Raw genomic sequence first — 23,610 nt, 5'->3', positions numbered from 1 at the left:
CCTATGCGCCGCTGACGCACTCTCCTTCAGATGGCGCCTGCGCCAGCCGATGTAGCAGATAGGCACGCTGGAAGGGCGGCATCCGGTCGGCGATGAGATCGTCCGGGCCGCTGACGATATGCATGCGGCTTAGCTCTGGCTTGCTGTCGGTGGCGAGGAAGCCCTCGATCCGCGCCTTCAGCGCGGCTGCCGGGAGGGAGGAGCACACTGTCTTCATCAGGGCGATGCGCGGCCCGTGGAACACCGCCGTCCAGCCGGATGCGATGGCGACGTCGGCGGGGGACACTCCGGTTTCCTCTTCCAGCTCGCGTGTGACACTGCCGGCGAGATTGACGACGTTGCCGTCGAGATCGGACGGGTCGGGCGTGCCGGCGGCGAAATAGACGGCGCCGGCGTTGCTGGTATGCTCCGCCATCTCGCCAAGCAGGAACGCACCATCGGCCGCCTGCAGCGCGGCCATGGCGAAGCAGTTCCATTTTGGCTCGCCCGGCGTCCCGAAATCGCGCCAGGCGAGGAAGCTGGCATAGTCCGTCATCAGGTAGGCGCCGCGAAAACGCCGGCCGCTGACCTCCCAGCGATGCAGCAGCAGGATCTTGCCATTGAAGCTGGCGGGCTTTCTGGCGATGACCTCCTGCCAATGCGCCGCGATCGCCTCGCGGTTATTCTCCGCGAAGGGCCAGGGCCGCGGCTCGAAGCGGCAGTCGATCTCGTCGAGTTCGACGATTTCGGGCTCAGACATGCAGGACCCCTTCGCTGACGATCACCGCATGGCCGCCGATCGAGGCGGAAATCAGGCGCGTGCCATCGATCTGCATGGTGAGATCGATGAGAGAGGGGCGGCCCATCTCGAAGCCCTGTTCGATGCGGAAATGCCGGATACCCTCGGCAAGATCGTCGAAGCGGTGGAGAACGCCCGAGAGGCCTGCCACGGCCGAACCGGTGGCGGGATCCTCGGGAATGCCGTCGCCGGGCGAGAACATGCGGGCATGCAGGCTCGACGTCGGCTCCGCGGTTTGGCGCGTATAGGCATAGGCGGCGCCGAGGCCTTCCTGGCCAAAGGCCGCCTTCCACACGCTGGTGTTGATGCGGATGCGGCCTATGGCTTCCAGCGTGCGTACCGGGACGAAGGTGTAGGGAAAGCCGGTGCCTAGCAAAGTGGGGACATGGTTCTCGAAGCCGATATCCTTGACGGTGAGGCCGAGCGCCTCGGCAATCAAGGCCGTGGCGGCGGGCGCGCCACGCTCGGTGGGCAGCACCGGCACGTCGAAGCGCGCATAGGCGACGCCTTCTCCGAGGCTGACTGCGCAGGGTACGGTGCCGATTAGTTCTTCCAGGCCGAAGAGATAGTCGCCTGTTCCGTTCCTGTGGTCGAGGCTTGCCAGCAGCACGGCGGTGCCTACCGTTGGATGGCCGGCGAAAGGCATCTCCAGGCCTGGCGTAAAGATACGGATCTTGGCCCGGTGGCGGCTGTCCGCCGGCGGCTGCACGAAGACGGTTTCGGACAGGTTGAACTCGCGGGCGATCTGCTGCATCGCCATGGTGTCGAGGTCGTCGCTGTCGAGTACGACAGCAAGGGGATTGCCGGCGAGGGCGCGGTCGGCGAAGACGTCGAGGGTGAAAAAGCGGCGGGGCATGGCAACTCCTCGGGAGTGCGGACTTCAGCCATATTGAACTCCATTCAATGTGGCGGCGATGTCCGCTCTTGGAAACAGAACGCTGGAATATCTACCCTGACGGTCAGACCTTCTCGACGGCGAAGCGCCAGGTTGGCGCAACGAACTCGTCCTGGGCCCCGACGGTCAAAATCTCGCGCGAGCCCGCTTCTTCCGTGCGCTTCAGCAGGCCGTAGACCGAGGCGCCGGCAAGGTCGAGCGCATGTGCCGCTGAGCCGGAACGCTTCCAGTGCAGATTGAAGAGGGCGGCAATAGCATCGCCCGCCCCGTTGATCGAGAGCCCGAGGCGCGGCGTGCGGAGCCGGTAGAAACCGGTGGCATCGGAGGCGAGGAGATCAATGGCATCGTCGGGTGTCTCATGCACGTCGAGCGAGGTGACCAGGATGACCTTCGGGCCGAGGGCATGAAGCGCCGAGACCGCCGACTTTGCGTCGCCGAGCGTGCGAATCGCCTGGCCCGAGAGATATTCGAGCTCGAAGCGGTTCGGCGTGATCACGTCCGCCGCAGGCACAGCCTTGTCGCGCATGAATTCCGGGATGCCCGGACGCACGAAGATGCCGCGGCCGACATCGCCGATCACCGGGTCGCAGCAATAGGTGGCAGCGGGGTTGGCGGTCCGCACCTTGTCGACCGCGGCCATGATGGCATTGCCGATATCGGAAGAGCCCATATAGCCCGAAAGCACGCCATCGCAGCGGCCGAGCACGCCGCGATCGGCGAGCCCCTCCACCAGTTCGTCCACCATGGTGCCGTCATAGACGCGGCCTTTCCAGGCGCCGTATCCCGTATGATTTGAGAACTGCACGGTGTGGATAGCCCAGACCTCGCAGCCCAGGCGCTGCATCGGGAAGACGGCCGAGGCATTGCCGACATGGCCGTAGGTGACCCAGGACTGGATGGAGAGGATATTCATGGCGCAACCGGGAAGGCAGGAGAAGGGCTCGCAGATGAGACGATAAAGCCGCCGGACGCAATATTGGACGGCTTGCTGGACGATCAGGATTTTTGATCGGTTCGATCAAAGGCCGAGCGCTTCTCGGGAGAGCTGGTCCCGGCCGTAACCTCGTGCGAGAGGTCATGCCGCCGCGATGCGCTTCAAATGCCCCTCCTTGGAGGTAGCAGCCTAGTCTGATTGGAGGGGTCTTTATCCATTGTGGTCCTGCGACAAAGTATTAAGGCGCCTGTATCCTTAGTAGTTCGTTGTCTGGCGTGGACGCCAAGTGCGGCGGCCGGACAGCCATGAGTTGAGCTATAATCTTGTTTTTTCAGTGGTTTAGAGTGATTGTGAGTCTCGCCATCTACCCTGGATTGCGTCCTCATACTGCCGAGTCTCCTGAATCTGGACACCAAGTTGCTCGGAGGCTGAACTTGCGTCGTCATGAAACAAGGAGCAAAAATACTGTATGACGCATGGCCGCGCCCGCGATGCAAGGTTGGCTTGAAAATGATTCCCTCTGCAGATGAACTCTTGACCATCGATCCGGCGGGTTACCGCAGTGCTTTCGACACACTCCCCTTCGGCTTCCAGCATAGCTTGCACAAGCTGCCGATGTTTCAGCCCGAGGCGTTGGCCCGGATGGCTGAGCGTTATGCCGACAAGCCGCAGGATTTCTTTGTGGCCGCTTCAGCTTCCGCGCCCGGCACGAAGTTCTATGACGTGAAGCACAGCATGTTCAAACCGCATGAGGCGCTTGGCCAGCTGGACAGCAGCCCCGTGCGCGTCTTGCTGAAGCGGTTGGAAAATCATGACTCCGAGTTCCGCGATCTCCTGCACACTCTGTTCGACGCCCTGGCGGATCTGCGTGGCGGCCTGCGGGGCGAGAAGGTTCTGCGACTCGAGTCTTCCGTCTTCATCTCTTCGGCAGCCTCGACCACTCCCTTCCATTTCGATCCCGAGATCAATCATTTCTTCCAGATCGAAGGGCCGAAGAACTATCATGTCTTCGCCCCCAGCGCGGTGGATGAGGCCGATCTGGAGCGCTTCTATGTGAAAGGCGTCGTGGATATCGGGCAGCTCGACCTGGCGCGCTGCGATCCCAAGCAGGAACATGTGTTCGACCTTGAACCGGGCAGGGCGTTCCACCAGCCCCAGAATGCGCCGCATTGGGTCAAGACCGGCACCGTGCGCAGCGTCTCCTATGCCTTCGTGTTCGAGACCGACGCCAGCCGCGAGCGCAGCAATGCCCGTTCGGCCAATCACTATCTGCGCATGCTCGGCATGAAGCCGCAGCAGCCAGGTCTTCATCCTTCAGCGGACCATGCCAAGGCTGCCGTGATGCAGGTGATGACGCCGATGCGTGTCGGCGTGCGCAAGACAGTAAAGCAGGTCCTTGGCAAGTAAGCGGTCACTGACCGTTCAAATGGCTTGGATTTCGGCGCGTCATCCTGAATGGGCGGTCACGATTGGATATTTGCCGTCCCCGCCCGCTTCCTGACTTCGGGCCCGTTTCGCTCATCGCTGCCATGCAGAGCCATGCGAACAGGCCGCCCTTACAGTAATGAAAGAGTACACCCATATAGCGCTGACCGATTGATGAACTGACCTTGGTTATCGCTATGCTGCTCGATACTTCTCCCACTTTCGTCCTCGACGAAGAACCGGCTTCACAAGTTTCCCAATCTCTTGCTTCCCTGTCTCTTGGGACGCCCGACGATGCCCAGCTTCTGGATGCCTATTCCAACACGGTGATAGGCGTGGTCGACAGGGTCGGCCAGGCCGTGGTGAAGCTCGACATCCGCAAGGGTGGCAAGCCGGCAGGCTCCGGCTCCGGCGTCATCCTCTCGCCGGACGGGCTCGTCCTCACCAACAGCCATGTTGCGCAGGGCACGCCCCGTGTCTCGGTGCAGACCCAGGACGGCCACCATTTCGATGCCAGGCTGATCGGCGATGATCCCGATACCGATCTTGCGCTTGTCCACATCGAGCAGCCGGTCAATCTGACGGCAGCGAAGCTCGGTAATTCCAGCCTGCTGCGCCGTGGCCAGGTTGCGGTTGCCATCGGCAATCCGCTGGGCTTCGAGGCGACCGTGACCTCGGGCGTAATATCGGCGCTCGGACGCTCGCTGCGCTCCAAGAGCGGCCGTCTGATCGACGACGTGATCCAGACCGACGCCGCGCTCAATCCCGGCAATTCCGGTGGCCCGCTGGTGTCGACCCTGGGCGAAGTGATCGGCATCAACACGGCCGTCATCATGGGCGCGCAAGGCATCTGCTTTGCCGTTGCCTCGAACACCGCCAGCTTCGTGATGGGGCAGCTCATCCGTCACGGTCATGTGCGCCGCGCCTCGATCGGCATAGCCGCGCAGCAGGCGATGATCGCCCGGCGCGTCCAGTTGTCGGCCGGTGTCGATCAGCCAGCCGGCGTGATGATCTCCGCGTCGGAAATCGGCCAACCGGCCGAATCGGCAGGCCTGCTGATGGGCGATATCATTGTGGCGCTGGACGGCCAGAAGGTGTCCGCGGTGGATGACCTCATCCGTTTGCTGAACGAGGAGCGCATCGGGCGGAGCACGCGATTCGACGTATTGCGGAACGGAAAGTCGCGTGCGTTCCAGGTTACACCGAAGGAAAGGCGCGGCTCGTGACTTGCCTCGGCGATGGCATCATAAGGTGAACATCGCCGATTTTCCTATCTCACAAGTCACTCCCTTAATACGAAAGTGGTAGATTTTGACTGGTGAGATAACTCAATAACAACATTCTGTATTCAATATCAGGCAAAATTGATCAAGATTTAGCTCCACATGGCTCTTGGCCGGAACACCGCGTCCGTTCAACGCGCTCTACGGTTAGAAAATGAGCGACACTGTTGCAACTGGGTGACAGATTTCCTAAGCGGAATCTGGTACGCAATGTCTCAGTAGAGGGGAGCAATTTAATGAACCGCCTGATTCTTGCATCGGTTTCCTTGTTGGCGTTGTCTTCCGCTGCATTCGCTGCGGATTTAGCGCCTGCGCCTGCCGAGCCGGTTGCTCCCGTCGTCGTCCCCTTCACTTGGACCGGCTTCTATGGTGGTGTGCAGGCGGCCTATAGCTGGGGCCAGTCTGACACCGACAACTACCAGATTGCTGGTCACATTCTCGACTACAAGGGAAGCAACGACTCGGACGGTTTCTCGGCTGGCGGCTACATTGGTGCGAACTATCAGTTCGAAAATACCAACTTCGTGGTGGGTGCTGAAGTCGATGCCAAGTTTGGCGCCATCGATGGAGATGGCGTCCTGACAAGCATTCCGCCTGGTCGCCCGGATTCGCCAAGTTCTGCACGTATGACGTGGGATGGTGCCGCACGTCTGCGTGTCGGCTATGCGATCGACCGCTTCCTGCCTTATATCGCAGGTGGTGTTGCCGGCACGGAGTTTAAGTGGCGCCCGATCTATCCGATCGATAAGGCCGTCCCGCACAAGACCGACATGTGGGGCTGGACCATCGGCGCCGGTGTTGAATACGCTATCACCGATAACATTATCGCCCGCGTCGAATATCGCTACACGGATTACGGCGACAAGGACGAACTCGACTTTAAGCCGACCGCTGGCGGACTTTTCAACGACCACTACACTTTGAAGACCAATGACGTGCGTGTCGGCGTCGCTTACAAGTTCTGATCAATTGCGACCTTGAGAGAAAGCCCGGCCTTGTGCTGGGCTTTGTCGTTCGCATGCCGGCCCTGCCGATATTGCGCGAGGGGCTGTCCCGCCTCACGCCTTCATCAGCCACTCATGATCCGGATCATTGTGGAACTTCCACACGCGCTTCGGGCCGGCCATGACGTTTAGATAATACAGATCATAGCCATGGGCCGCCCCCACGGGGTGGTAGCCCTTGGGCACCAGCACCACGTCGCGGTCGCCGAATGCCATGGTTTCGTCGAGCGAGCGGTCGTCGGTGTAGACGCGCTGCACACCATAGCCCTGGGGCGGGTTGAAGCGGTGGTAATAGGTCTCTTCCAGGAAGCTCTCGGCCGGCAGATTGTCCTGGTCGTGCTTGTGAGGCGGATAGCTCGACCAATTGCCGGAGGGCGTGATCACCTCGACCACGAGCAGACTCTCCGCCGGTTCCCATTCGGGCAGGATGTTGCGGACATGGCGGGTGTTGGAGCCCTTGCCACGCGTCTCCTGGCCCACCTTCTCGGGCCCGATGGCACGGGCCTGAAGGGCGCCCGTGCCTGGCGCCGCGCAGACGGCGAGCTCGACAGTGGTCTCGGCGCTCACCTCATAGCGCGACTTCGCCGGCACATAGACCGACCAGGGCGCTCCTTCAAAGGGGTTGTTACGCTCGCCCAGCACGCCGAAATCCTGGTCGCCGGCCTTGATGGCGGCCTTGCCGGCAACGAGGACAAGGCAGATCTCGTTGTCGCCGGTCTGGGCACTCAACGAGGCGCCGGCGGCAAGCTGGTGCACCTCGAAGCCGACATAGGTCCAGCCTGCGGATTGCGGCGTGACGTGGTGGATCTTCGACGACGACTTGTCGGGATGAATAAGGAGCTTGGACATGGGGCTCTCCTGGGAGCGTGGAATTCAGCCACATTGGACTCCGTTCAATGTGGCGGCGACGTCCGCTCTTGGAAACGACTCGTCTGTCAACAAAGGGCGCGCGGACAGGATGTCCGCGCTCCCAAGTTAAACCAGTGCCGCTTCAGCCAGCACACTCTTCAGATGGGCATAACCGGCCTTGGCATACTTCAGCGGGTTGGCCTTTTTGGGATCCTGCTCCGCCTCCACGATTACCCAGCCCGAATAGCCGTCGAGTGCCTCGAAGACCGAGGCGAAGTCGATCATCCCATCGCCAGGTACGGTATAGACACCCTCGAGCACGCTATCGAGGAAGCTCCAGTCCTCGGCATCTGAACGCGCACGCACATCGGCGCGTATATCCTTGGTATGGACGTGGCTGATGCGGTTGCGATAGCGCCGGGCGAGGTCCACCGGGTTCGAGCCACCCCAGGTCGCGTGGCCGGTGTCGAGCAGAAGATGCACAGCCGGACCGGTCGCAGCCATGAAATGATCGATGTCGGCCTGCGACTGCACGATCGTGCCCATATGGTGGTGGTAATCGAGCTGCAGTCCCTCGCCCTTCAACATTTGGGCGTAGGCCGTGATGCGGCGGCCATATTCGGCCCAGTCGCCGTCGGCGAGTTTCGGACGTTGTGAAAGGGGCTTCGACTTGTCGCCATGAATGGCGTTCGAGGTCTCCGCCACGATGAACACGCTGGTGCCCATCGCCTTGAGCAGCTCGATATGAGCACGGGCGGCGGCGAATTCGGCATGCTCGTCGCGCTCCAGCAATTCGATCGAATGCCAGCCGCCGACGCAAGCGAGGCCATAAGGGGCAAGCGCCGCCTTGAGGGCGGGGGCCCAGCGAGGGAACTTGTTGCCGAGCTCCATGCCCTCGAAGCCCACTTCCCTGGCCTCCGCCAGGCAAGTTTCGAGCGGCGTATCGCCTCCGATCTCGGGCATGTCGTCATTCGACCAGCCGATGGGATTCGCGCCGATGCGGATAGGCATAAGGAAGGCTCCGATTCATTTGGGGGGCGGGTCTTCAAACCCGCCTGTCGTCTGGAAAATTGGAAGAAGGCGGGTCTGAAGACCCGCCCCGGACTAGTCGCCGATGCTCTGCAGGGTCTTGGCCTTGACATATTTGGCGTGGGCCGCCTCGACCTGCGGGCGCACTGAAACTTCCGGCACGGCGACATCCCACCAGGCCCCGCCCGCGTCGGTCGATTCGAGCGGATCCGTATCGATGACGACGACCGAGGTGCGGCTATGCCCACGCGCGGTCGCCACTGCCGCTTCGAGCTCGGCAAGGCTCTTCACTTTGACGGCATAGGCGCCCAGGCTGGCGGCGTGGGCAGCGAAGTCGATGTCGGGCAGTTCCTCGTGGCGGGTATCACGCAGGAGATTGTTGAAGCTCTCGCCGCCCGTTGCACGCTGCAGGCGGTTGATGCAGCCATAGCCGCGATTGTCCAGCACGACGATGGTGAGCTTGGCACCCGCCATGATCGAGGTGGCAATCTCGGAGTTGGCCATCAGATAGGACCCGTCACCGACCATGACGATGACCTCGCGGTCGGGCTGCGCCAGCTTCACGCCGAGGCCGCCTGCGATCTCGTAGCCCATGCACGAATAGCCATATTCCATATGGTAGCCGCCCGGTGCTCCAGGCTGCCAGAGCTTGTGCAACTCGCCGGGCAGACCGCCGGCAGCACAGACCACGATGTCGGTGGGCTGGCCCACTCGCTGCACGGCGCCGATGACCTGAGCGTCAGATGGCAACTCGGCATTGCTGGCATCGGTGTAGCGCGCGGCAGTCTTCAGCCAGGCGCTGCGACCCTCGATCGCCTTCTGCGTCCAGGCGGCCGGCGCCTTCCAGCCACCGAGGCCGGCGGAGAGCAGTTCAAGCCCCACCCTCGCATCGCAGACCAGGGGCAGCGCTTTGTGCTTGGCCGCATCGAAGGGCTGGGTGTTGAGGCCGATCATCCGGCGCTTGTCGCCCTTGAACAGGGCCCAGGAGCCGGTGGTGAAATCCTGAAGGCGGGTGCCGACGGCAAGCACCAGATCGGCGTCCCCAGCCAGTTCGTTGGCCGCGCCGGTGCCGGTGACGCCGATGGCACCCATGCCGAGCGGGTTGTCGCGGGAGAGCGCGCTCTTGCCGGCCTGCGTCTCGCCGACGGGAATGCCATGCTTTTCCGCAAAGGCCGCCAGGGTAGCCTCGGCTTCCGAATAGAGCGTGCCGCCGCCCGTGACGATCACCGGTCTTTGGGCAGTCTTGAGGGCCGCGATGGCTGCCGCGAGCTCGTCTTCGTCGGGGCGTTGGCGGCGGCTGGACCAGATGCGCTCTTCGAAGAAGGAGGCAGGATAATCATAGGCCTCGGCTTGGACATCCTGGCAGAGCGCCAGGGTCACCGGGCCGCATTCGGCGGGGTCGGTCAGCACGGTCATGGCGCGTGCCAGCGCCGGAATGATCTGCTCGGGCCTGGTGATGCGGTCGAAATAGCGCGAGACCGGGCGGAAGACATCGTTGGGCGTCACCGTGCCGTCGCCGAAATCCTCCAACTGTTGCAATACAGGATCCGGCCGGCGGTTGGCGAAGACATCGCCAGGCAGGAGGAGGAGGGGGATACGGTTGACATGGGCAACGGCCGCCGCGGTCACCAGATTGGTGGCACCGGGACCTATGGAGGTGGTGCAGGCCATCATCCGGCGGCGGCGCATCGCCTTGGCATAGGCGGTGGCCGCATGGGCCATCGACTGCTCGTTATGGGCACGATAGGTCGGCAGGGTATCGCGCACCTGGTAGAGGGCCTCGCCGATGCCGGCGACATTGCCGTGGCCGAAAATGGCAAAGACACCGGCGAATACAGGCACGGTCTCGCCGTCGACCACCGTCTTCTGGGCGGTGAGAAAACGAACCAGGGCCTGGGCCATTGTGAGGCGGATCGTTGCCACGAGAACTCTCCCTATATTCAGGCGAGGCAACCGTGAAAACGGTTGAGCCAGGGTCTCTAAGGTATTGTTATTGAATGATAGATTGCAATGTCATCGTCATTTTGAGGCCCGCACCATAGCGCGGGCCACCATCATGGGCGAGCCTTATTGAGCCGCCGCGGCGTGCCTTGAGGCAGCCTCCCACGCGCCCACCAGCCGGGCGAATTTCGACGCCATGGCGTCGATGGCCGCCTCGTCGCTGAGGCCGCCCCTCAGCCATGCGCGAGCCGGTTCGTTGAAGATGGTGCGGCCGACCGCGAAGCCTTTGACCAGCGGCTCGCTCGCGGCGGCGGCGAAGGCGGCTTCGAGATCCTCTTCCGGCGCTTCCAGGCCGAGCAGCACGATGCCGCGGCAAAGCGGATCGTTCTTTTCGATCACATCGGCCACAGCGCGCCAGGCCGCGGGCGTCTTCAGGGGCTCCAGCTTCCACCAGTCCGGCTTGATGCCGAGATCGTAGAGCCGCTGCACGACGCTCGACACCGTATCGTCCTTGAGGGGGCCGTGCTTGCCGGCGATGATCTCGACGAGGAGTTCGCGGCCTACGGTGCGCGCCGCCGCATAAAGGCGCAGCAATTGCCGTTCCTGCTGCTCCTTCAGTGCTGGCGGGTCTTCGGGATGGTAGAAACACAGGCATTTGATGGTCTGGCCGACGGGCCATTCGATCAGGCTGGTGCCGATATCGGCGCCACCCTCGAATTCGAGCGGGCGGGAGCCCGGCAATTCCACGGGGCGGCCGATCCAGAACGGGTGATCGGCAGCGCGGAACAGGGCCTCACGGCCGTAAATGCCGTCGATCAGCATGCCAAAGCCCGGCTGCCCTCCGGCGACCTTGGCCGCCGCCCTCACGGCGAGCACCTTGAAATCCGAGATCTTGCCGCGTGGCACGCCGGCTTCATCCGCCATGGCCTCCATCTGGGCGCGATGGTCGATGGCGAGGGCCATCAGGCCTTCGGCGGCGGGTCGGCGGGTGGTGGCCCAATGCACGTGGTTGAGCGTTGCATCCTTGCGCAGGGCCCGCTCCTTGCTGCCATGCTTGAGGAAATATTGCAGCTCTGTGAAGGTCGGGATCTCGGGCGAACAGAGCAGGCGCGAGACCGCAAAGGCGCCACTGGCGTTCGCGTAGGCGCAGGCCGTCTCCAGGGGCTCGCCCTTGAGCCAGCCACGCAGGAAGCCGGACATGAAGGCGTCGCCCGCGCCCAGCACGTTGTAGACCTCGACCGGAAAGCCCGGACCCTTGATGCCGTCGTCGAGGCTGGCGGGAATGTCGCCCGGAAAGACCACGCAGCCCATCGGACCGCGCTTGCACACGATGGTGGCCCCGGAGACAGCGCGGATGCGGCGCAGCGTCTCCAGCGTATCCTCGGAGCCGCCCGCTATCGCCAGTTCCTCCTCGGTGCCGACGATCAGGTCGCAATCGGGCAGGATGGCCTGGAGATGGGCGGTGACGTGGTCAGCCTTGATGTAGCGTTCCTCGCCCGCGCCATGGCCCGCAAGGCCCCAGAGATTGGGGCGATAGTCGACGTCGAAGACCACCTTGCGGCCATGCTTCTTCGCAAGGGCGATAGCCCGGCGTTGGGCCGCGTCAGTGTTGGGTTTGGAGAAATGGGTGCCGGTCACGACGATCGCACCCGCCGAAGCGATCAGGGCCTCGTCGATATCGCTTTCATCGAGCGCCATGTCGGCGCAATTGTCGCGATAGAAGATGAGGGGGAATTGCTTTTCGTCGCGCACGCCGAGCACGACGAGAGCGGTCAGGCGGGCAGGATCCGTATGGATGCCGCTGGTCTCCACGCCTTCGCGTTCCATCTGCTCGCGGATGAATCGACCCATGGCCTCGTCGCCAACGCGGGTGATCAGAGCCGATTTCAGGCCAAGCCTGGCCGTACCAATGGCGATATTGGCTGGGCAGCCACCCACGGCCTTTGAAAAGGAGGCCATGTCTTCGAGGCGTCCGCCGACCTGCTGGCCATAAAGGTCCACCGAGGAGCGGCCAATGGTGATGACATCGAGTGCGGGCATGTTCATCCTGACCTCCAGATGTGCCGACCAGTCTGGACGATTCCTGGTTCAGCGAAAGACGCATCCTCGTCGCAACCAGCCAGGGAGGCATGGCCGCGTTTTTCTTGTTATCGCACAGGCGTGGAGCGGCGCCGATATGAGGCCCGGCGCCTCCTTGCCTCGCGCTCCAAAAATGAAACATATATTCTATTGTGTTGTCAATATAGAATAAAAATGCCATATTTTGGAACGAAGCAGGAAGCCAGTCTTCAGCCCACCGAAAAGGCGCGAAGCCCCTTGAGGATGGCTGTTGTCGGCCGTGATCCTGCATGACCGCTTGCCCGGATTGTCGGGCCAAACATCGATTATAGGGGAGAGAAATGGTTCGTCTCGCACTTCTTGGCGCCGGCCGTATCGGCAAGATCCACGGGCGCAATGCCGCGCTGCATCCGCAGGCGAAGCTCGTCTCCGTCTCCGACCCGCACCAGCCCTCTGCGGAAGCACTGGCGGCCGAGACGGGCGCCCGCGTCAGCTCCATCGAGGATGCCATCGCTGCGTCCGACGTAGATGCGGTGCTGATCTGCACACCGACCACGACCCACGCCGATTTCATCGAAAAGGCGGCCAAGGCCGGCAAGGCGGTGTTCTGCGAAAAGCCTGTGGACCTTTCGTCCGATCGCATCCGCACCTGCCTCGCCGCGGTCGCCAAGAGCGGCAAGTCCCTGATGATCGGCTTCAACCGCCGCTTCGACCCGAATTTCGCCAATCTCAAGCAGCGCATCGTTGACGGCGTGATCGGCGAGGTCGAGCTCCTTACCATCATCTCGCGCGATCCCGCACCGCCGCCGGTTTCCTATATCGAGACCTCGGGCGGTCTCTTCCGCGATATGATGATCCATGACCTCGATCTCGCCCGTTTCCTGCTGGCGGAGGATCCGGTGGAGGTGCATGCGGTGGCATCTTCCCTGGTCGACCCTGCGATCGGCAAGGCGGGCGATGTCGATACCGCCGCGGTGCTCTTGAAGACTGCTTCGGGCAAGATCGCCCAGATTTCCAATTCGCGCCGGGCTACCTATGGCTACGACCAGCGCATCGAGGTCCATGGCTCCAAGGGCCTGATCCGTGCCCATAATGTGCCACGCACCACAGTCGAGGTGGCGACGGGGGCAGGCTTCCTTGCCGATCCCATCCAGGACTTCTTCCTGGAACGCTATGCCGAGGCCTATCGCCTCGAAATGACCGCCTTTCTCGACGCCATTGCCGCGGGCAAGGCACCGAATCCGTCAGGCGAGGACGGCCTCAAGGCCCAGGTCCTGGCCGATGCGGCGACCGAATCGGCCAAGAGCGGCCAGACGGTGAAGCTCTGAGGCGAATTGTCATCTCCGGCCGGCGGGATGGAACCATGGCGGCGAGAGCCCACCCTGCCTCAATCGCGGCCCTTGTGCTCGGCGGTACCGACTGCAAGGGTCATCGCCAGCGCGAAGGTCGCGGCCAGCGAACGGAAGGCGCCATGGTCGGCCTCTTCGACGTCGAGGCGGATCTTCGCCAGGCGTGCGAGGGGGCTGGAGGGGCTGTCGGTGATGGCTACCACAGGGATGCCGCGCTGAGAGGCGAGGGTTGCGAGTTGAATCGTGTCCGGCGAATAGGGCGCATAGGAAATTGCCAACACCACATCCCTGGATCCGGCAAGACCGATCTGCTCGCGGCCGAGCTGGCCGACATGGTCGACCAGGGCACAGCGCTGGCCGAGATTGCCAAAGGCATAGGCAAGGTAGGCCGCAACCGGGAAGAGGCGACGGGCTGCCAGCAGGTGGATGATCTCGGCGCCCGCCAGCAATTCGATCGCCACATCCATCTTGCCTGTGTCGGCAGAGGCGCGCAGGCGCTCGATCGACAGGCTAGCGGCGTCGGCAAAGCCATTCAGCAGGGGGCCGGACAACGAGCCCGCGCCGGCGTCGGCGCGCAGCAGGGCCACGCGCTGGCGGTAGTCCGGGAAACGTTCCTTCAGGCGCGCCAGGAAGACCTGCTGGAGATCCGAGAACCCGGCATAGCCGAGCGTCTTGGCGAAGCGTACCAGGGTGGAGGCCTGCACGCCCGCGTTCTCCGCCACCGAGGCGGCGGTGCCCAGAGCGATCTCGTCGGGATGTTCGCGGGCAAAATGGGCAACCTGCCGCAGGCGCTTGGGCAATTGCTCGACCCGGTCGGCGAGACGCGCAGAGAAGTCTGCAAAGTCGCGCGTATCGTCTTCAGCCATCCAAATGCCCCATTCCCGAGAAGGGGCGACGCTACCGCCGCCCCGCCAGTCCTGCGCGGCGTCTTGGGAGAGGATCGATCCTACGCCCGGCGCCCAGCCGCGGGCAAAGGTTGCGGCAGGCAGCGGGTTCGCGCAAGCCCCCGAGGCGCAAACAGTCGCAAGCCGGCAAAACTTGTATGGGGGCTGGTGGCGACGAAGCGCTCAGCAGTTGCGGGCGAGCGGGCCGGATTTGCCGGCGCCCGGTCCGTCGTCGTCCCCATTCCGGGAATCGTCGGAATGCATCGGCGTCAAGCGCCGGTCGCGCACGCGCTGAGCCTGGTAGTCGTAGAAGCGGGCGATCAGCGCCGCGATGAAGCCAGTAAAAAGCATGGCAGTTGTCCCCTTGGCATCTGGTCGCATACGGCCAGAGGCCTCGTTCGGATAGGTTCCCTTCGTCCGGCAGCTATCGCCGGTCTTCCAAGGACGAATCGATCTATGTCGATATTGATGCGCTGCAGCATACAGCAAATCCTTGTTGCGATGCACAATGAAAGGGAATGGCGGCCATACCGTGGCGGCATGCCGTCGCGGGGTGACGGTGTCTTGATAATCTAAGGGCAGGAAACACAAGCATGAACGGAACAGACAAGGCGGGGCTGGGGGTCGGCCTGATCGGCACAGGCTATATGGGCAAATGTCATGCGCTCGCCTGGAACGCGGTGGCCTCGACTTTCGGCGATGTCGAGCGACCGAGGCTGGTGGCGCTGGCGGACGCATCGGCAGATCTTGCGCGCGGCAAAGCCAGGGAGTTCGGCTTTGCCAGCGCGACAGGCGACTGGCGTGACCTTCTCGCCAATCCGGATGTCGACGTCATCTCCATCACCACGCCGAATCGCTTCCACGCCGAGATGGCGATCGAGGCCCTCAAGGCCGGCAAGCATGTCTGGTGCGAAAAGCCGATGGCGCCCCGCCTGGAGGAGGCTGAGGCCATGCATGCGGCCTGGCGGGCGAGTGGCAAGGTAGCGGCACTTGGCTTCAACTATATCCAGAACCCGGCGATGCGCTTGATCCGAAAGCTGATCTCGGAGGGGGCGATCGGCATGGTGAACCATGTCCGCATGGAGATGGACGAAGACTTCATGGCCGATGCCCAAGCGCCTTTCGCCATGCGGAACGAGGCGAGCGCCGGTTATGGCGCTCTCGACGATTTCGCGGTGCATCCGCTCAGCCTGCTGCGCTACGTGCTCGGCGGCGTGGCCGAGGTGTTCGGTGAAATGTCGCGGCCCTATGCCGAGCGGCCAGATGGCAAGGGCGGGCGGCGGGCCATTGAGAATTACGACATCGCGACAGCCCTGCTGCGCCTCGACAACGGCGCCTCCGGCGTGCTCACCGTCAATCGCGCCGCCTGGGGGCGCAAGGGGCGCATCCAGCTGCAGCTCTTCGGCGAAGGCGGCAGCATCGTCTTCGACCAGGAGCGCTTCAACGAGGTGCAGCTCTTCCAGCACGAAGGCGCCGAGGAGACCCAGGGCTTCCGCACGATCCTGAGCGCGCCGGTGCACAAGCCCTATGACCGCTTCATCCCCGCACCGGGCCACGGTCTCGGCTTCAACGATCTCAAAGTGATCGAATGCCGCGAGTTGATCGGCCGGATCAGGGGCGAGCAGGCCTCGATCTTCGATTTCGACGACGGCATTGCCATCGAGAAAACCGTGCACGCCATTGCCGACAGCTTCGGCAAGGGTGGGTGGGTCAAGGTGACCTGAGTGGCGCGCATCTCGGGCGGCGGAGCAAGGGCCGCCCCTTAATGAAAAAACCACGAGCCGGGGGCTCGTGGCTATGTCGATATAGCGTAGACTGCTGAGGCGAGGCGCCTACTTGGCTTCCTTGAGAGCGGCGGCGCATTGGCTCCAGTAGCCACCCTTGCTGCCCCACTTCATGCCATTGGTCTGGCCGGCGGCCTTCAGGGCCTTCCAGTGCTTGCCGCAAGTCTTGATCTTCGCATCCTTGACGTTAGCGAATTCCGGGTCGATGGCGCTCGGGAACATGCCGCTCACCGCCACCGGTGCCGCGGGCTTCGGCTTAGCCATGGTCGTCGTCGGGGCAGGCGCGGCCGGCGCAGCCGGAGCAGGCGCTGCCGGCATGGCGGCGGGCGTCGCATCAGCACCGCACTGGGCCTTGCGGAAGTCGTTCCAGCTCATGCCGTTGAGCGAGTTGGCCGACTTGGCCGCTTCATACTTGGTGCTGCACTCCTTCATGGTGAGCGCGCTGGCGGGGGCGGCGAAAGCCACGGCGCCAGCGAGCGCCAGTCCGGCGACAACGATAACGGAACGAATCATTGGATAACTCCCTCTCTCTCGACGAATCACATCCGCCGCCGACTCTTGGATAACCCTCAGCCGGGATGCCTATTTTTGCGATTAGGATTGCGGCGAAGGTACGGCACACACAGGTGATAGACTGAGTCTGAGAAAGAAAAAAGCGGAACTTTCGGGTAATCAGCAAAGTTTCCGTTTCGGGCAAAGCTTGCTGGGCGCTCGCGCCCAGCGTGCGTTGCATGAATATGTCTCAGTTGACGGCATTTGCGCCGTAGCGTCAGCAGGTAGAGCCTCTGGCGTTTCTCGGCGTGGTTCTAGGCCGGTGGCTGCGCGGCGCGACGGCGGCGGAACATCGCAACAGGGGAGCCCTGATGAATCGACTGCCGCACATATTCATAGCCGCATTTGAGTGCGACACGCTGCGAGTGAATATTGTCGGGGCTCGTCATGCAATTGGTGTAGGGAATATCAATATGGCCGTCGAACCAGCTTAGAACCGTCCTCGCTGCTTCCGTGGCATATCCTTTGCCGTGGTTCACGCTCGTGATGCAGTAGCCGAGTTCTGGCGTGCCGCTGAACTCCGGCTCGATATCACGCTCGAAGTTCTGGATGCCGAGTTCGCCGATGAACTGGCCGGTCACCTTTTCGAGAATCGCCCAAAAGCCGAAGCCCAGCCACTGCCAGTGTCCGCCGTACCGCAGGATGCGCGTCCACACTTCCTCGCGCGGGTAGGGGGACTTGCGGATATAACGCAGCACCGCCGGCTCCGACCACATCGCCGTGCAGCTTTCCAGATCGCCGGGACCGTGCGCGCGCAAAATCAGGCGCGGCGTCTCGAGGATTGGAGGCACTGTGAATGCCGACAAACGGGACATGGGCGAACTTTCCTCGATCTCGAATGATGGATCGGTACCAAGAGTAGCAACCGGCCGGGCTGGATGGTCCGACGCCGAGGGCTGGGAAGAGGGGGCAGTTAGGTAGGCGATGATTTTGCTCCTTTTACGGGCGTGGTTGCGATGTGCCCGCATAGTAGCCATGCACTCTCATCTCTACTGGCCGAAGCAGCGCATCTTTATATTGCACTGCAACAAACGACAGATTCGAGAGAAAGATCATGATTTTTGCGAGCCTTATTGCCGCTCTGCGTGCCCGTTACCAGGCCTATAGGGCCTACCAGAATCGTCTGGCGGCCTATCAGATGCTGACGGACAAGGATTTGGCCGAAATCGGCTTCAGCCGTGGCGACATTCCTGACCTCGCCCGGCATGGCTGATACATTCGGTACTCCATAAGAATCGAGCCCGGCTGCAGGATTGCGAGCCGGGCTTTTGTTTTGCTCGATCTGTGCGCGGAGCCCCGCGCGGCGTGGTACATTCCTACAGCCGGACGAGGAGACGACTTTCGTCCTTTTCTGCATAAGGCGCTCCCCCCAGAGGGCTGCGGATACTGCCTCAAGCATCGCCATCACAGCGTGACGCAGGTGTTATATCGGTGCTGAAAGCGGCCTGCCAGGTGGGTGTGGCCCAGCATGGCCCCAACGCGATGGATCCACGCCACCCTATCTCGGTTCCGACGCATCGCAACGGGGCTGCGCGCATTTCCACAGATAAGCGGCAGCTTTGATTCATGCGCCGCGCAGGCCGCCGCGACGGCTGAGCCATCCTCGTAGCCCCTTGTTATCGCAACATTTTTCGGCTCGAAATGCGCTTCCACTTTTCGGCGCGATACTCTAGCATGGTGCCGGGTATGCCCCCGGTCCGGGCTCGTTTACAAGCCGATCGCCAAGAATCGGAACCTGTTCCCCGGCACTCTGAGATTCGAGGAAATGGCCAGCGCAGCGCTGGTAGCCGAGGAATGGATAGACAACCGTGATAAGTATGGTGACGAGATCGCAGCCAGTGATCTGCGTGGGTACGACAACGCTGGACCAGGTACTCGAAATCGAGGAAATGCCGAAGCAGGCCATCAAGATTCCGGCCTTGCGTCATGCCAAGCGGGGCGGAGGGCCGGCGGCGACAGCCGCGGTGGCATGCGCCGTCCTGGATCAGCCGGCCGAGTTGTGGAGTCGCATGGGCGCGGACCCGGAAAGCGAGTTTCTGCGCGAGAGGCTGCTTCACCACGGCGTGGGCCTTTCCGGCACCTTGTTCCGGAACGGTGTGGATACGGTGACAGCCGTCGTCATCGTCGACCGCAAGGGCGAGCGCTTCATCGTCGGTTATGGCCACGCATCGCTGCCATGCTCGTCGGAGCATCTGCCGCTTGATCAGGTGGTGAAGGCCGGTGCGGTTCTCGCCGATATCACCTGGTATGAGGGTGCCGTGGCCCTGCTCGACGCCGCCAGGGCCGCAAAGGTACCTTCGGTGCTCGACGCGGAGGGAATCGACCACGACAAGCTGTTCGATCTTGCCCGGCGTTCCAGCCTTCCGGTCTTTTCCGAGGATGGCTTCGCTCTGATCAGCAGGGGCGCCGCCCCCGATGCGGCGAGCTGCAAGGCACTGGCGGAGAGCCTCGGCACCACGATCGGCGTGACGCTTGGATCGGAGGGGTCGATCTGGTGGACCGATGGCGGGCTGGCGCATGTCCCCGCCCTGCCGGTGACGGTTCAGGACACCACTGGCGCTGGGGATGTCTTCCACGGCGCTCTGACAGCGGCCTTGGCCGAACGCCAGCCGCTGTTGCAGGCGGCCCGCTTTGCCAGTGCAGCGGCGGGCCTCAAATGCGAGCTCGGCAATGGCTGGGACGGCATGCCGGGTCGCCGAGCGGTGGAGCAGGCGATGGAGAGGCTGGGCTGAGGTCCTCCTGAGATCGCAGGCCTACGCCACTGCCCTCGACCGTCCCGTCTCTGGCCGGCGGAGCGACATGCCGCTCTCCGCGTCGAAGACATGCACGTTGTCGGCATCGAAAGTCATGCGCACCTTGTCGCCGACGGCGGGGCACTGCCCCGCCGGCACCAGGATGCCGAGCTCGACGCCGGCATATTGCAGGCTGATAAGGGCCTCGTTGCCGAGGAACTCGATGAGATCGACCATGCCTTCGATGATGTTGGTGCTGTCCTGGGGCGTGGCCTGCCGGAAATGGGCCGGCCGAATTCCGGCGACCACCTTGCTGCGACCGTCAAGCTCGAAGCGGGTGAGTTCGAGCACGAGACCGCCATTGCCGCGCAGGTCGACATCGATGAAGTTCATCGCGGGCGTGCCGATGAAGGCAGCTACGAACTGAGTGAGGGGGCGCTCGAATATCTCACGCGGCGTGCCGACCTGCTGGATCACGCCGTCGCGCAGGAGCACGATGCGGTCGGCCAGCGTCATCGCTTCGAGCTGGTCATGGGTAACATAGACGGTGGTCGTGTTGAGACGCTGGTGCAAGCGAGCGATCTCCACCCGCATATGGTTGCGCAGCTTGGCATCGAGGTTCGACAGTGGCTCGTCGAACAGGAAGACGCCCGGCGTCTTGACGATGGCCCGCGCAATAGCGACGCGTTGCTGCTGGCCGCCCGACAACGCCGTCGACTTGCGCTGCAGAAAGGGCTCCAGGCCGAGCGTGGCTGCGGCCGCGTGCACCCGCTTGTCGATCTCGGCCCTCCCGATCTTCATGCGTTTGAGACCGAAGGCGATGTTGCCGTAGACGCTCATATGCGGATAGAGCGCGTAGTTCTGGAACACCATGGCGATGTCGCGCTCGCGGGGCGTGAGATCGTTGACTACCCGTCCGCCAATGGCAATTTCGCCGCCGGTAATGTTCTCCAGGCCCGCCAGCATGCGCAGCAAGGTCGACTTGCCGCAGCCCGAGGGGCCGAGGAAGACGATGAATTCGCGATCCGTCACCTCCAGGCTGAAGTCGTGCACGACGCCGACTTCCCCGAACTTCTTGACGACCTTGCGAAAGGAGATATCGGCCATTGGAACACCAATCCTGGAGACTACCAGTCCTGCGTGGATGCGAGCTCGATCTGCAGCTTGACGTCCTCGGGGCGGCCGGAAGCGGCGCGCTCGAAAGCCTGGATGGATTGCTCGAAGTTGAAGGTCTCGGAGATCAAGGGCTTGAGGTCGACCTTGCCGGAGGCGATCAGGTTGATGGCCCGGTCGTAGACATTGGCATAGCGGAACACGGTCTCGACCCTGAGTTCCTTGCCCATCAGGGCGTGGATCGAGAGGTGATAGGCATCGACCGGAATGCCGACGAAAACGATCGCTCCGCCCGGGCAGGCGAGCGTGGGCGCGCTTTCGATCGCCTTGGGGGCGCCGCTCGCCTCGAACACGACATTGGCGCCCCAATTGTCCGTCTCACGGTTGACGACTTCCTTCACATCGTGATTGCGGACGTTGACGGGAATGATGCCTTGATAGCGTCCTGCGATATCGAGCTTGGGTTGGTGCAGATCGGTGATGACGACCTTGCTGCAGCCCCCCGCGAGGGCGGCCAGCGCCACCATGATGCCAATCGGGCCGGCACCGAGCACCACGCCGACATCGCCGGGTTTGATCTTCGCCCGCGCGGCGGCCTGCATGCCCACCGCAAAGGGCTCGACCATGGCGCCCTCGGCATAGCTCACATTGTCGGGCAGCTTGAAAGTGAAGGCGGCGGGGTGGACGACGTAGCCCGTCAGACAGCCATGGATAGGGGGCGTTGCCCAGAAGGTTACTGAGGGGTCGACATTGTACATTCCGAGCAGGGTGGCCTTCGAATTCATGTCGGGAATGCCGGGTTCCATGCAGACCCGGTCGCCTGCCTTCAGGTTCGTCACCGCCGAGCCGACGTCGACCACCGTGCCCGACGCCTCGTGGCCCAGCACCATCGGTGCTTCGACCTTGCGCGAGCCGATGCCGCCATGGGTGTAATAATGCACGTCGCTGCCGCAGATGCCGACGGTGTGCAGGCGGATCTTCACGTCACGCGGACCGACCTCCTGGGACAGGTCGATATCGCGGATGGAGAGGACGTCTTTCTTTTCCAGGACAAGCGCGCGCATTTCAGTCTCGTGATTTCAGGGCCGAGTTGATGAAGCTCGAGATGACACCAAGAAAGAGCAGCGGTGGCAGCGAGAGCAGGATGACGGAGGCGTTGAGAATCCCCCAGGGTACGTCGCGGCCAAGCAGCGTGAATTCGGAGGCGACGATCGGCAGCGTCTTGGCGTCCGAGGTGGTGAGCATCAGGGCAATGAAGAATTCGTTCCACACCAGGATGAAGGAGAACACGATGGCCCCGATGAGCGACTTGGCGGCGACGGGAATCGCGATGCGGAAGAAGATCGAGTAGGGGCCATAGCCGTCGACATAGGCAGCCTCCTCGATTTCTCGCGGCACACGGGAGAAGGCGGGGATGGCGAGCCAGACGGTAGTGGCGAGGGTCGACAGGGAATAGGTGATGATCAGGGCGATCCTGCTGTCATAAAGGCCGAGATTGAGCCAGATCACCATCAGCGGCACGGCGATGGCGACAGGTGGCATGAAGCGCATCGAGAGCACGAAGAACTTGATGTCGTCGGCAAGCCTCATGGGATAGCGCGCCACGGCATAGGCGCAAGGCAGGCCGAGCACGGCGCCGATGGCGACCGCGGAGCCCGTGACGACCAGCGAGTTGATCAGCCCGGCCTGCACGCTGTCGCGGGTGAGGATGTAGATGAAGTTGTCGAGCGTCGGCGTGAAGAAGAAGACCGGCGAAGTGGTGACGATGTCGACGCGGTTCTTGAAGGCGCTGAGCAGCGTCCAGAACAGCGGGAAGAGAGTGAGGAAGACCAGGATAGCGATGATCAGCCAGGCCAGGTAGCGCGCTAGACCTCTTGCCATTTTTTCACCCGCTTGAAGATGATGGTGAAGGCGATGGTGGTGGCGACCATCATCAGCACTGCCATGGAAGAGGCGTAGGAAATGCGCCCGGATTCGATGAAGCCCTGCGAGAAGGCATACATGTCCAGCGTCTCGGTCGCGATGCCCGGCCCGCCGCGCGTCATGACATAGATAAGGTCGAAGGCGCGCAGGGATTCGATCATCTTGACGAAGGTCAGGCTGACGAGCGGTGCGGCGAGCATCGGCAGTGCGATGTAGAGATAGACCTCCCAGGTGCGGGCATGGTCGAGGCGGGCGGCCTCGAGCGGCTGCTGCGGCAGGGTTTCCAGCAGCTTCACCAGGATGACGCAGAACAGCAGGCTCCACTGCCAGACGTCGACGACGGCCACCGTCGCCATGGCGGTGCGCGGATCGGCCAGGAGATCGATCGGCTCGCCGGTGATCATTCGGATGGGATAGACGGCGATGCCGAACAGCGGATGAAAGGCGAATTTCCATACGAAGGCGGCCGAGACGCGCGGCAGCAGCACCGGGATGATGAAGATCGCGCAGAGGATATTGCGTATGCGTGGCGAGGTCGTCTCGAAAAGGATGATAGCGAGCACCACCGAGACCACCATGGTGGCGATGACGGTGGAAATCTCCCACATCAGCGACACCGAGATCGAATTGAGGAAGCGGTTGTCGTGAAAGAGGTCGATGAAATTGGCAAAGCCGACATAGTTGACTTCGTCGCTGCTCAACTCGCGATCCTCAAAAGCGATGTTGATGGCGTAGACTGTCGGCACGAGCGAAAGGAGCAGCAGCGTCAGCATCGGCGGCGCCGTGAACAGCAATGGAAGACGCGTCTTGATCTTCATAGAGGCAACCACCGCACAACGAGGGTCAGGGGCAATATGAAGTTTGGCGACGCCATCCATTCTGCAGGATGGTGCTGCCTTGCCGGCACGTCTTCCCGGATCGGGACTGCGGGCACGGGCGCCTGGCTGTGAGTGCGGCGGGACTGGATTGCCCCGGCGCGTTTCCTCCAAGTTCTGTTTTTTTCTTTATGCAACCCCGCCGAGATTGTTGGGGTAAGCAACTATCGATCAAACTCGGCGATGCGTCAACGCAGTTGAC

The 23,610-nt window shown here is 62.7% G+C and carries 22 protein-coding genes; 7 read left to right on the top strand and 15 right to left on the bottom strand.

Going from position 1 to position 23,610, the window contains the following annotated elements:
• Position 1: 1 nt before the first annotated feature.
• The 3 genes from ACMDCR_RS20510 to pdxY all read right to left on the bottom strand — a co-directional run bounded on the left by ACMDCR_RS20510 (position 2) and on the right by pdxY (position 2,586).
• Entirely contained in the window at positions 2 to 739 is a 738-nt protein-coding gene (locus ACMDCR_RS20510; RefSeq protein ID WP_413988390.1) for an NUDIX hydrolase, read from the bottom strand.
• A complete protein-coding gene (locus ACMDCR_RS20505; RefSeq protein ID WP_413988389.1) occupies positions 732 to 1,634 on the bottom strand; it encodes a PhzF family phenazine biosynthesis protein in 903 nt (300 codons plus the stop codon). The genes ACMDCR_RS20510 and ACMDCR_RS20505 overlap by 8 nt, the downstream gene beginning before the upstream one ends.
• Before the next feature lie 103 nt (positions 1,635 to 1,737).
• A complete protein-coding gene (gene pdxY, locus ACMDCR_RS20500) occupies positions 1,738 to 2,586 on the bottom strand; it encodes a pyridoxal kinase PdxY (RefSeq protein WP_413988388.1) in 849 nt (282 codons plus the stop codon).
• 531 nt (positions 2,587 to 3,117) lie between these two features.
• Here pdxY and ACMDCR_RS20495 point away from each other — a divergent pair.
• From ACMDCR_RS20495 to ACMDCR_RS20485, 3 genes are all read left to right on the top strand, one after another.
• Positions 3,118 to 4,014: a hypothetical protein gene (locus tag ACMDCR_RS20495; protein ID WP_413988387.1), complete on the top strand. Its 897-nt coding sequence runs from the start codon at positions 3,118 to 3,120 to the stop codon at positions 4,012 to 4,014.
• A gap of 218 nt (positions 4,015 to 4,232) precedes the next feature.
• Complete coding sequence (locus tag ACMDCR_RS20490; RefSeq protein WP_413993680.1) at positions 4,233 to 5,258, top strand: S1C family serine protease; 1,026 nt, start codon at positions 4,233 to 4,235, stop codon at positions 5,256 to 5,258.
• 293 nt (positions 5,259 to 5,551) lie between these two features.
• On the top strand, positions 5,552 to 6,280 hold the full coding sequence (locus ACMDCR_RS20485; protein WP_413988386.1) for an outer membrane protein: 729 nt from the start codon (positions 5,552 to 5,554) through the stop codon (positions 6,278 to 6,280).
• A gap of 93 nt (positions 6,281 to 6,373) precedes the next feature.
• Here the strand turns inward: ACMDCR_RS20485 and iolB are convergent, their stop codons facing one another.
• The 4 genes from iolB to ACMDCR_RS20465 form a co-directional block, all read right to left on the bottom strand.
• Complete coding sequence (gene iolB, locus ACMDCR_RS20480; protein WP_413988385.1) at positions 6,374 to 7,168, bottom strand: 5-deoxy-glucuronate isomerase; 795 nt, start codon at positions 7,166 to 7,168, stop codon at positions 6,374 to 6,376.
• A 126-nt stretch (positions 7,169 to 7,294) separates the two neighbouring features.
• Positions 7,295 to 8,179: a myo-inosose-2 dehydratase gene (iolE, locus tag ACMDCR_RS20475; RefSeq protein ID WP_413988384.1), complete on the bottom strand. Its 885-nt coding sequence runs from the start codon at positions 8,177 to 8,179 to the stop codon at positions 7,295 to 7,297.
• A gap of 93 nt (positions 8,180 to 8,272) precedes the next feature.
• Positions 8,273 to 10,099 carry a 3D-(3,5/4)-trihydroxycyclohexane-1,2-dione acylhydrolase (decyclizing) gene (iolD, locus tag ACMDCR_RS20470; protein WP_413993679.1) on the bottom strand — a complete coding sequence of 609 codons (1,827 nt, stop codon included), beginning with the start codon at positions 10,097 to 10,099 and terminating at the stop codon, positions 8,273 to 8,275.
• A gap of 165 nt (positions 10,100 to 10,264) precedes the next feature.
• Entirely contained in the window at positions 10,265 to 12,184 is a 1,920-nt protein-coding gene (locus ACMDCR_RS20465) for a bifunctional 5-dehydro-2-deoxygluconokinase/5-dehydro-2-deoxyphosphogluconate aldolase (protein ID WP_413988383.1), read from the bottom strand.
• Positions 12,185 to 12,537: 353 nt separating this feature from the next.
• Here ACMDCR_RS20465 and iolG point away from each other — a divergent pair, with 353 nt between their 5' ends.
• Positions 12,538 to 13,524 (top strand): inositol 2-dehydrogenase, encoded by a 987-nt coding sequence (gene iolG, locus ACMDCR_RS20460; RefSeq protein ID WP_413988382.1) that lies wholly within the window; start codon positions 12,538 to 12,540, stop codon positions 13,522 to 13,524.
• Positions 13,525 to 13,583: 59 nt separating this feature from the next.
• On the opposite strand, the gene ACMDCR_RS20455 is transcribed toward iolG, so the two are convergent.
• Together ACMDCR_RS20455 and ACMDCR_RS20450 are read right to left on the bottom strand one after the other, a co-directional pair.
• A complete protein-coding gene (locus tag ACMDCR_RS20455; RefSeq protein WP_413988381.1) occupies positions 13,584 to 14,411 on the bottom strand; it encodes a MurR/RpiR family transcriptional regulator in 828 nt (275 codons plus the stop codon).
• 201 nt (positions 14,412 to 14,612) lie between these two features.
• Complete coding sequence (locus ACMDCR_RS20450; RefSeq protein WP_413988380.1) at positions 14,613 to 14,780, bottom strand: hypothetical protein; 168 nt, start codon at positions 14,778 to 14,780, stop codon at positions 14,613 to 14,615.
• A 242-nt stretch (positions 14,781 to 15,022) separates the two neighbouring features.
• Here ACMDCR_RS20450 and ACMDCR_RS20445 point away from each other — a divergent pair, with 242 nt between their 5' ends.
• The gene (locus ACMDCR_RS20445; protein ID WP_413988379.1) at positions 15,023 to 16,153 is read left to right on the top strand and encodes a Gfo/Idh/MocA family protein; all 1,131 of its coding nucleotides are present in this window, start codon (positions 15,023 to 15,025) and stop codon (positions 16,151 to 16,153) included.
• A gap of 108 nt (positions 16,154 to 16,261) precedes the next feature.
• Here the strand turns inward: ACMDCR_RS20445 and ACMDCR_RS20440 are convergent, their stop codons facing one another.
• Entirely contained in the window at positions 16,262 to 16,726 is a 465-nt protein-coding gene (locus ACMDCR_RS20440) for a hypothetical protein (protein WP_413988378.1), read from the bottom strand.
• Between the two features lie 293 nt (positions 16,727 to 17,019).
• Positions 17,020 to 17,580: a GNAT family N-acetyltransferase gene (locus tag ACMDCR_RS20435; protein ID WP_413988377.1), complete on the bottom strand. Its 561-nt coding sequence runs from the start codon at positions 17,578 to 17,580 to the stop codon at positions 17,020 to 17,022.
• A 239-nt stretch (positions 17,581 to 17,819) separates the two neighbouring features.
• On the opposite strand from ACMDCR_RS20435, the gene ACMDCR_RS20430 reads away from it, so the two are divergent.
• Together ACMDCR_RS20430 and ACMDCR_RS20425 are read left to right on the top strand one after the other, a co-directional pair.
• Complete coding sequence (locus tag ACMDCR_RS20430) at positions 17,820 to 17,978, top strand: hypothetical protein (RefSeq protein WP_413988376.1); 159 nt, start codon at positions 17,820 to 17,822, stop codon at positions 17,976 to 17,978.
• A gap of 634 nt (positions 17,979 to 18,612) precedes the next feature.
• On the top strand, positions 18,613 to 19,497 hold the full coding sequence (locus ACMDCR_RS20425) for a PfkB family carbohydrate kinase (protein ID WP_413988375.1): 885 nt from the start codon (positions 18,613 to 18,615) through the stop codon (positions 19,495 to 19,497).
• 21 nt (positions 19,498 to 19,518) lie between these two features.
• Here the strand turns inward: ACMDCR_RS20425 and ACMDCR_RS20420 are convergent, their stop codons facing one another.
• From ACMDCR_RS20420 to ACMDCR_RS20405, 4 genes are read right to left on the bottom strand one after another with little or no spacing between them, the layout of a single operon-like run.
• Positions 19,519 to 20,604, bottom strand: coding sequence for an ABC transporter ATP-binding protein (locus tag ACMDCR_RS20420; protein ID WP_413988374.1), 1,086 nt, complete (start codon positions 20,602 to 20,604; stop codon positions 19,519 to 19,521).
• A 20-nt stretch (positions 20,605 to 20,624) separates the two neighbouring features.
• Positions 20,625 to 21,674: an NAD(P)-dependent alcohol dehydrogenase gene (locus ACMDCR_RS20415; RefSeq protein WP_413988373.1), complete on the bottom strand. Its 1,050-nt coding sequence runs from the start codon at positions 21,672 to 21,674 to the stop codon at positions 20,625 to 20,627.
• Between the two features lies 1 nt (position 21,675).
• Positions 21,676 to 22,491, bottom strand: coding sequence for a carbohydrate ABC transporter permease (locus ACMDCR_RS20410; RefSeq protein WP_413988372.1), 816 nt, complete (start codon positions 22,489 to 22,491; stop codon positions 21,676 to 21,678).
• On the bottom strand, positions 22,476 to 23,351 hold the full coding sequence (locus ACMDCR_RS20405) for a carbohydrate ABC transporter permease (protein ID WP_413988371.1): 876 nt from the start codon (positions 23,349 to 23,351) through the stop codon (positions 22,476 to 22,478). The genes ACMDCR_RS20410 and ACMDCR_RS20405 overlap by 16 nt, the downstream gene beginning before the upstream one ends.
• Between the last annotated feature and the right edge of the window lie 259 nt (positions 23,352 to 23,610).

It is taken from the genome of Labrys okinawensis, assembly GCF_047345005.1.
GTDB lineage: Bacteria > Pseudomonadota > Alphaproteobacteria > Rhizobiales > Labraceae > Labrys > Labrys okinawensis.
The sequence above is the reverse complement of the archived record's forward strand: the minus strand, read 5'-3'. Positions and strand labels throughout refer to the sequence as shown.

What these genes read in the sequence shown, in the direction of transcription:
- iolD (WP_413993679.1), bottom strand. Translation starts at nt 10,099, where the DNA reads ATGGCCCAGGCCCTGGTTCGTTTTCTCACCGCCCAGAAGACGGTGGTC.
- ACMDCR_RS20510 (WP_413988390.1), bottom strand. Translation starts at nt 739, where the DNA reads ATGTCTGAGCCCGAAATCGTCGAACTCGACGAGATCGACTGCCGCTTC.
- ACMDCR_RS20405 (WP_413988371.1), bottom strand. Translation starts at nt 23,351, where the DNA reads ATGAAGATCAAGACGCGTCTTCCATTGCTGTTCACGGCGCCGCCGATG.
- iolB (WP_413988385.1), bottom strand. Translation starts at nt 7,168, where the DNA reads ATGTCCAAGCTCCTTATTCATCCCGACAAGTCGTCGTCGAAGATCCAC.
- ACMDCR_RS20410 (WP_413988372.1), bottom strand. Translation starts at nt 22,491, where the DNA reads ATGGCAAGAGGTCTAGCGCGCTACCTGGCCTGGCTGATCATCGCTATC.
- ACMDCR_RS20420 (WP_413988374.1), bottom strand. Translation starts at nt 20,604, where the DNA reads ATGGCCGATATCTCCTTTCGCAAGGTCGTCAAGAAGTTCGGGGAAGTC.
- ACMDCR_RS20485 (WP_413988386.1), top strand. Translation starts at nt 5,552, where the DNA reads ATGAACCGCCTGATTCTTGCATCGGTTTCCTTGTTGGCGTTGTCTTCC.
- ACMDCR_RS20505 (WP_413988389.1), bottom strand. Translation starts at nt 1,634, where the DNA reads ATGCCCCGCCGCTTTTTCACCCTCGACGTCTTCGCCGACCGCGCCCTC.
- ACMDCR_RS20430 (WP_413988376.1), top strand. Translation starts at nt 17,820, where the DNA reads ATGATTTTTGCGAGCCTTATTGCCGCTCTGCGTGCCCGTTACCAGGCC.
- ACMDCR_RS20415 (WP_413988373.1), bottom strand. Translation starts at nt 21,674, where the DNA reads ATGCGCGCGCTTGTCCTGGAAAAGAAAGACGTCCTCTCCATCCGCGAT.
- ACMDCR_RS20455 (WP_413988381.1), bottom strand. Translation starts at nt 14,411, where the DNA reads ATGGCTGAAGACGATACGCGCGACTTTGCAGACTTCTCTGCGCGTCTC.
- ACMDCR_RS20435 (WP_413988377.1), bottom strand. Translation starts at nt 17,580, where the DNA reads ATGTCCCGTTTGTCGGCATTCACAGTGCCTCCAATCCTCGAGACGCCG.
- ACMDCR_RS20495 (WP_413988387.1), top strand. Translation starts at nt 3,118, where the DNA reads ATGATTCCCTCTGCAGATGAACTCTTGACCATCGATCCGGCGGGTTAC.
- ACMDCR_RS20445 (WP_413988379.1), top strand. Translation starts at nt 15,023, where the DNA reads ATGAACGGAACAGACAAGGCGGGGCTGGGGGTCGGCCTGATCGGCACA.
- iolE (WP_413988384.1), bottom strand. Translation starts at nt 8,179, where the DNA reads ATGCCTATCCGCATCGGCGCGAATCCCATCGGCTGGTCGAATGACGAC.
- ACMDCR_RS20450 (WP_413988380.1), bottom strand. Translation starts at nt 14,780, where the DNA reads ATGCTTTTTACTGGCTTCATCGCGGCGCTGATCGCCCGCTTCTACGAC.
- ACMDCR_RS20440 (WP_413988378.1), bottom strand. Translation starts at nt 16,726, where the DNA reads ATGATTCGTTCCGTTATCGTTGTCGCCGGACTGGCGCTCGCTGGCGCC.
- pdxY (WP_413988388.1), bottom strand. Translation starts at nt 2,586, where the DNA reads ATGAATATCCTCTCCATCCAGTCCTGGGTCACCTACGGCCATGTCGGC.
- ACMDCR_RS20465 (WP_413988383.1), bottom strand. Translation starts at nt 12,184, where the DNA reads ATGAACATGCCCGCACTCGATGTCATCACCATTGGCCGCTCCTCGGTG.
- iolG (WP_413988382.1), top strand. Translation starts at nt 12,538, where the DNA reads ATGGTTCGTCTCGCACTTCTTGGCGCCGGCCGTATCGGCAAGATCCAC.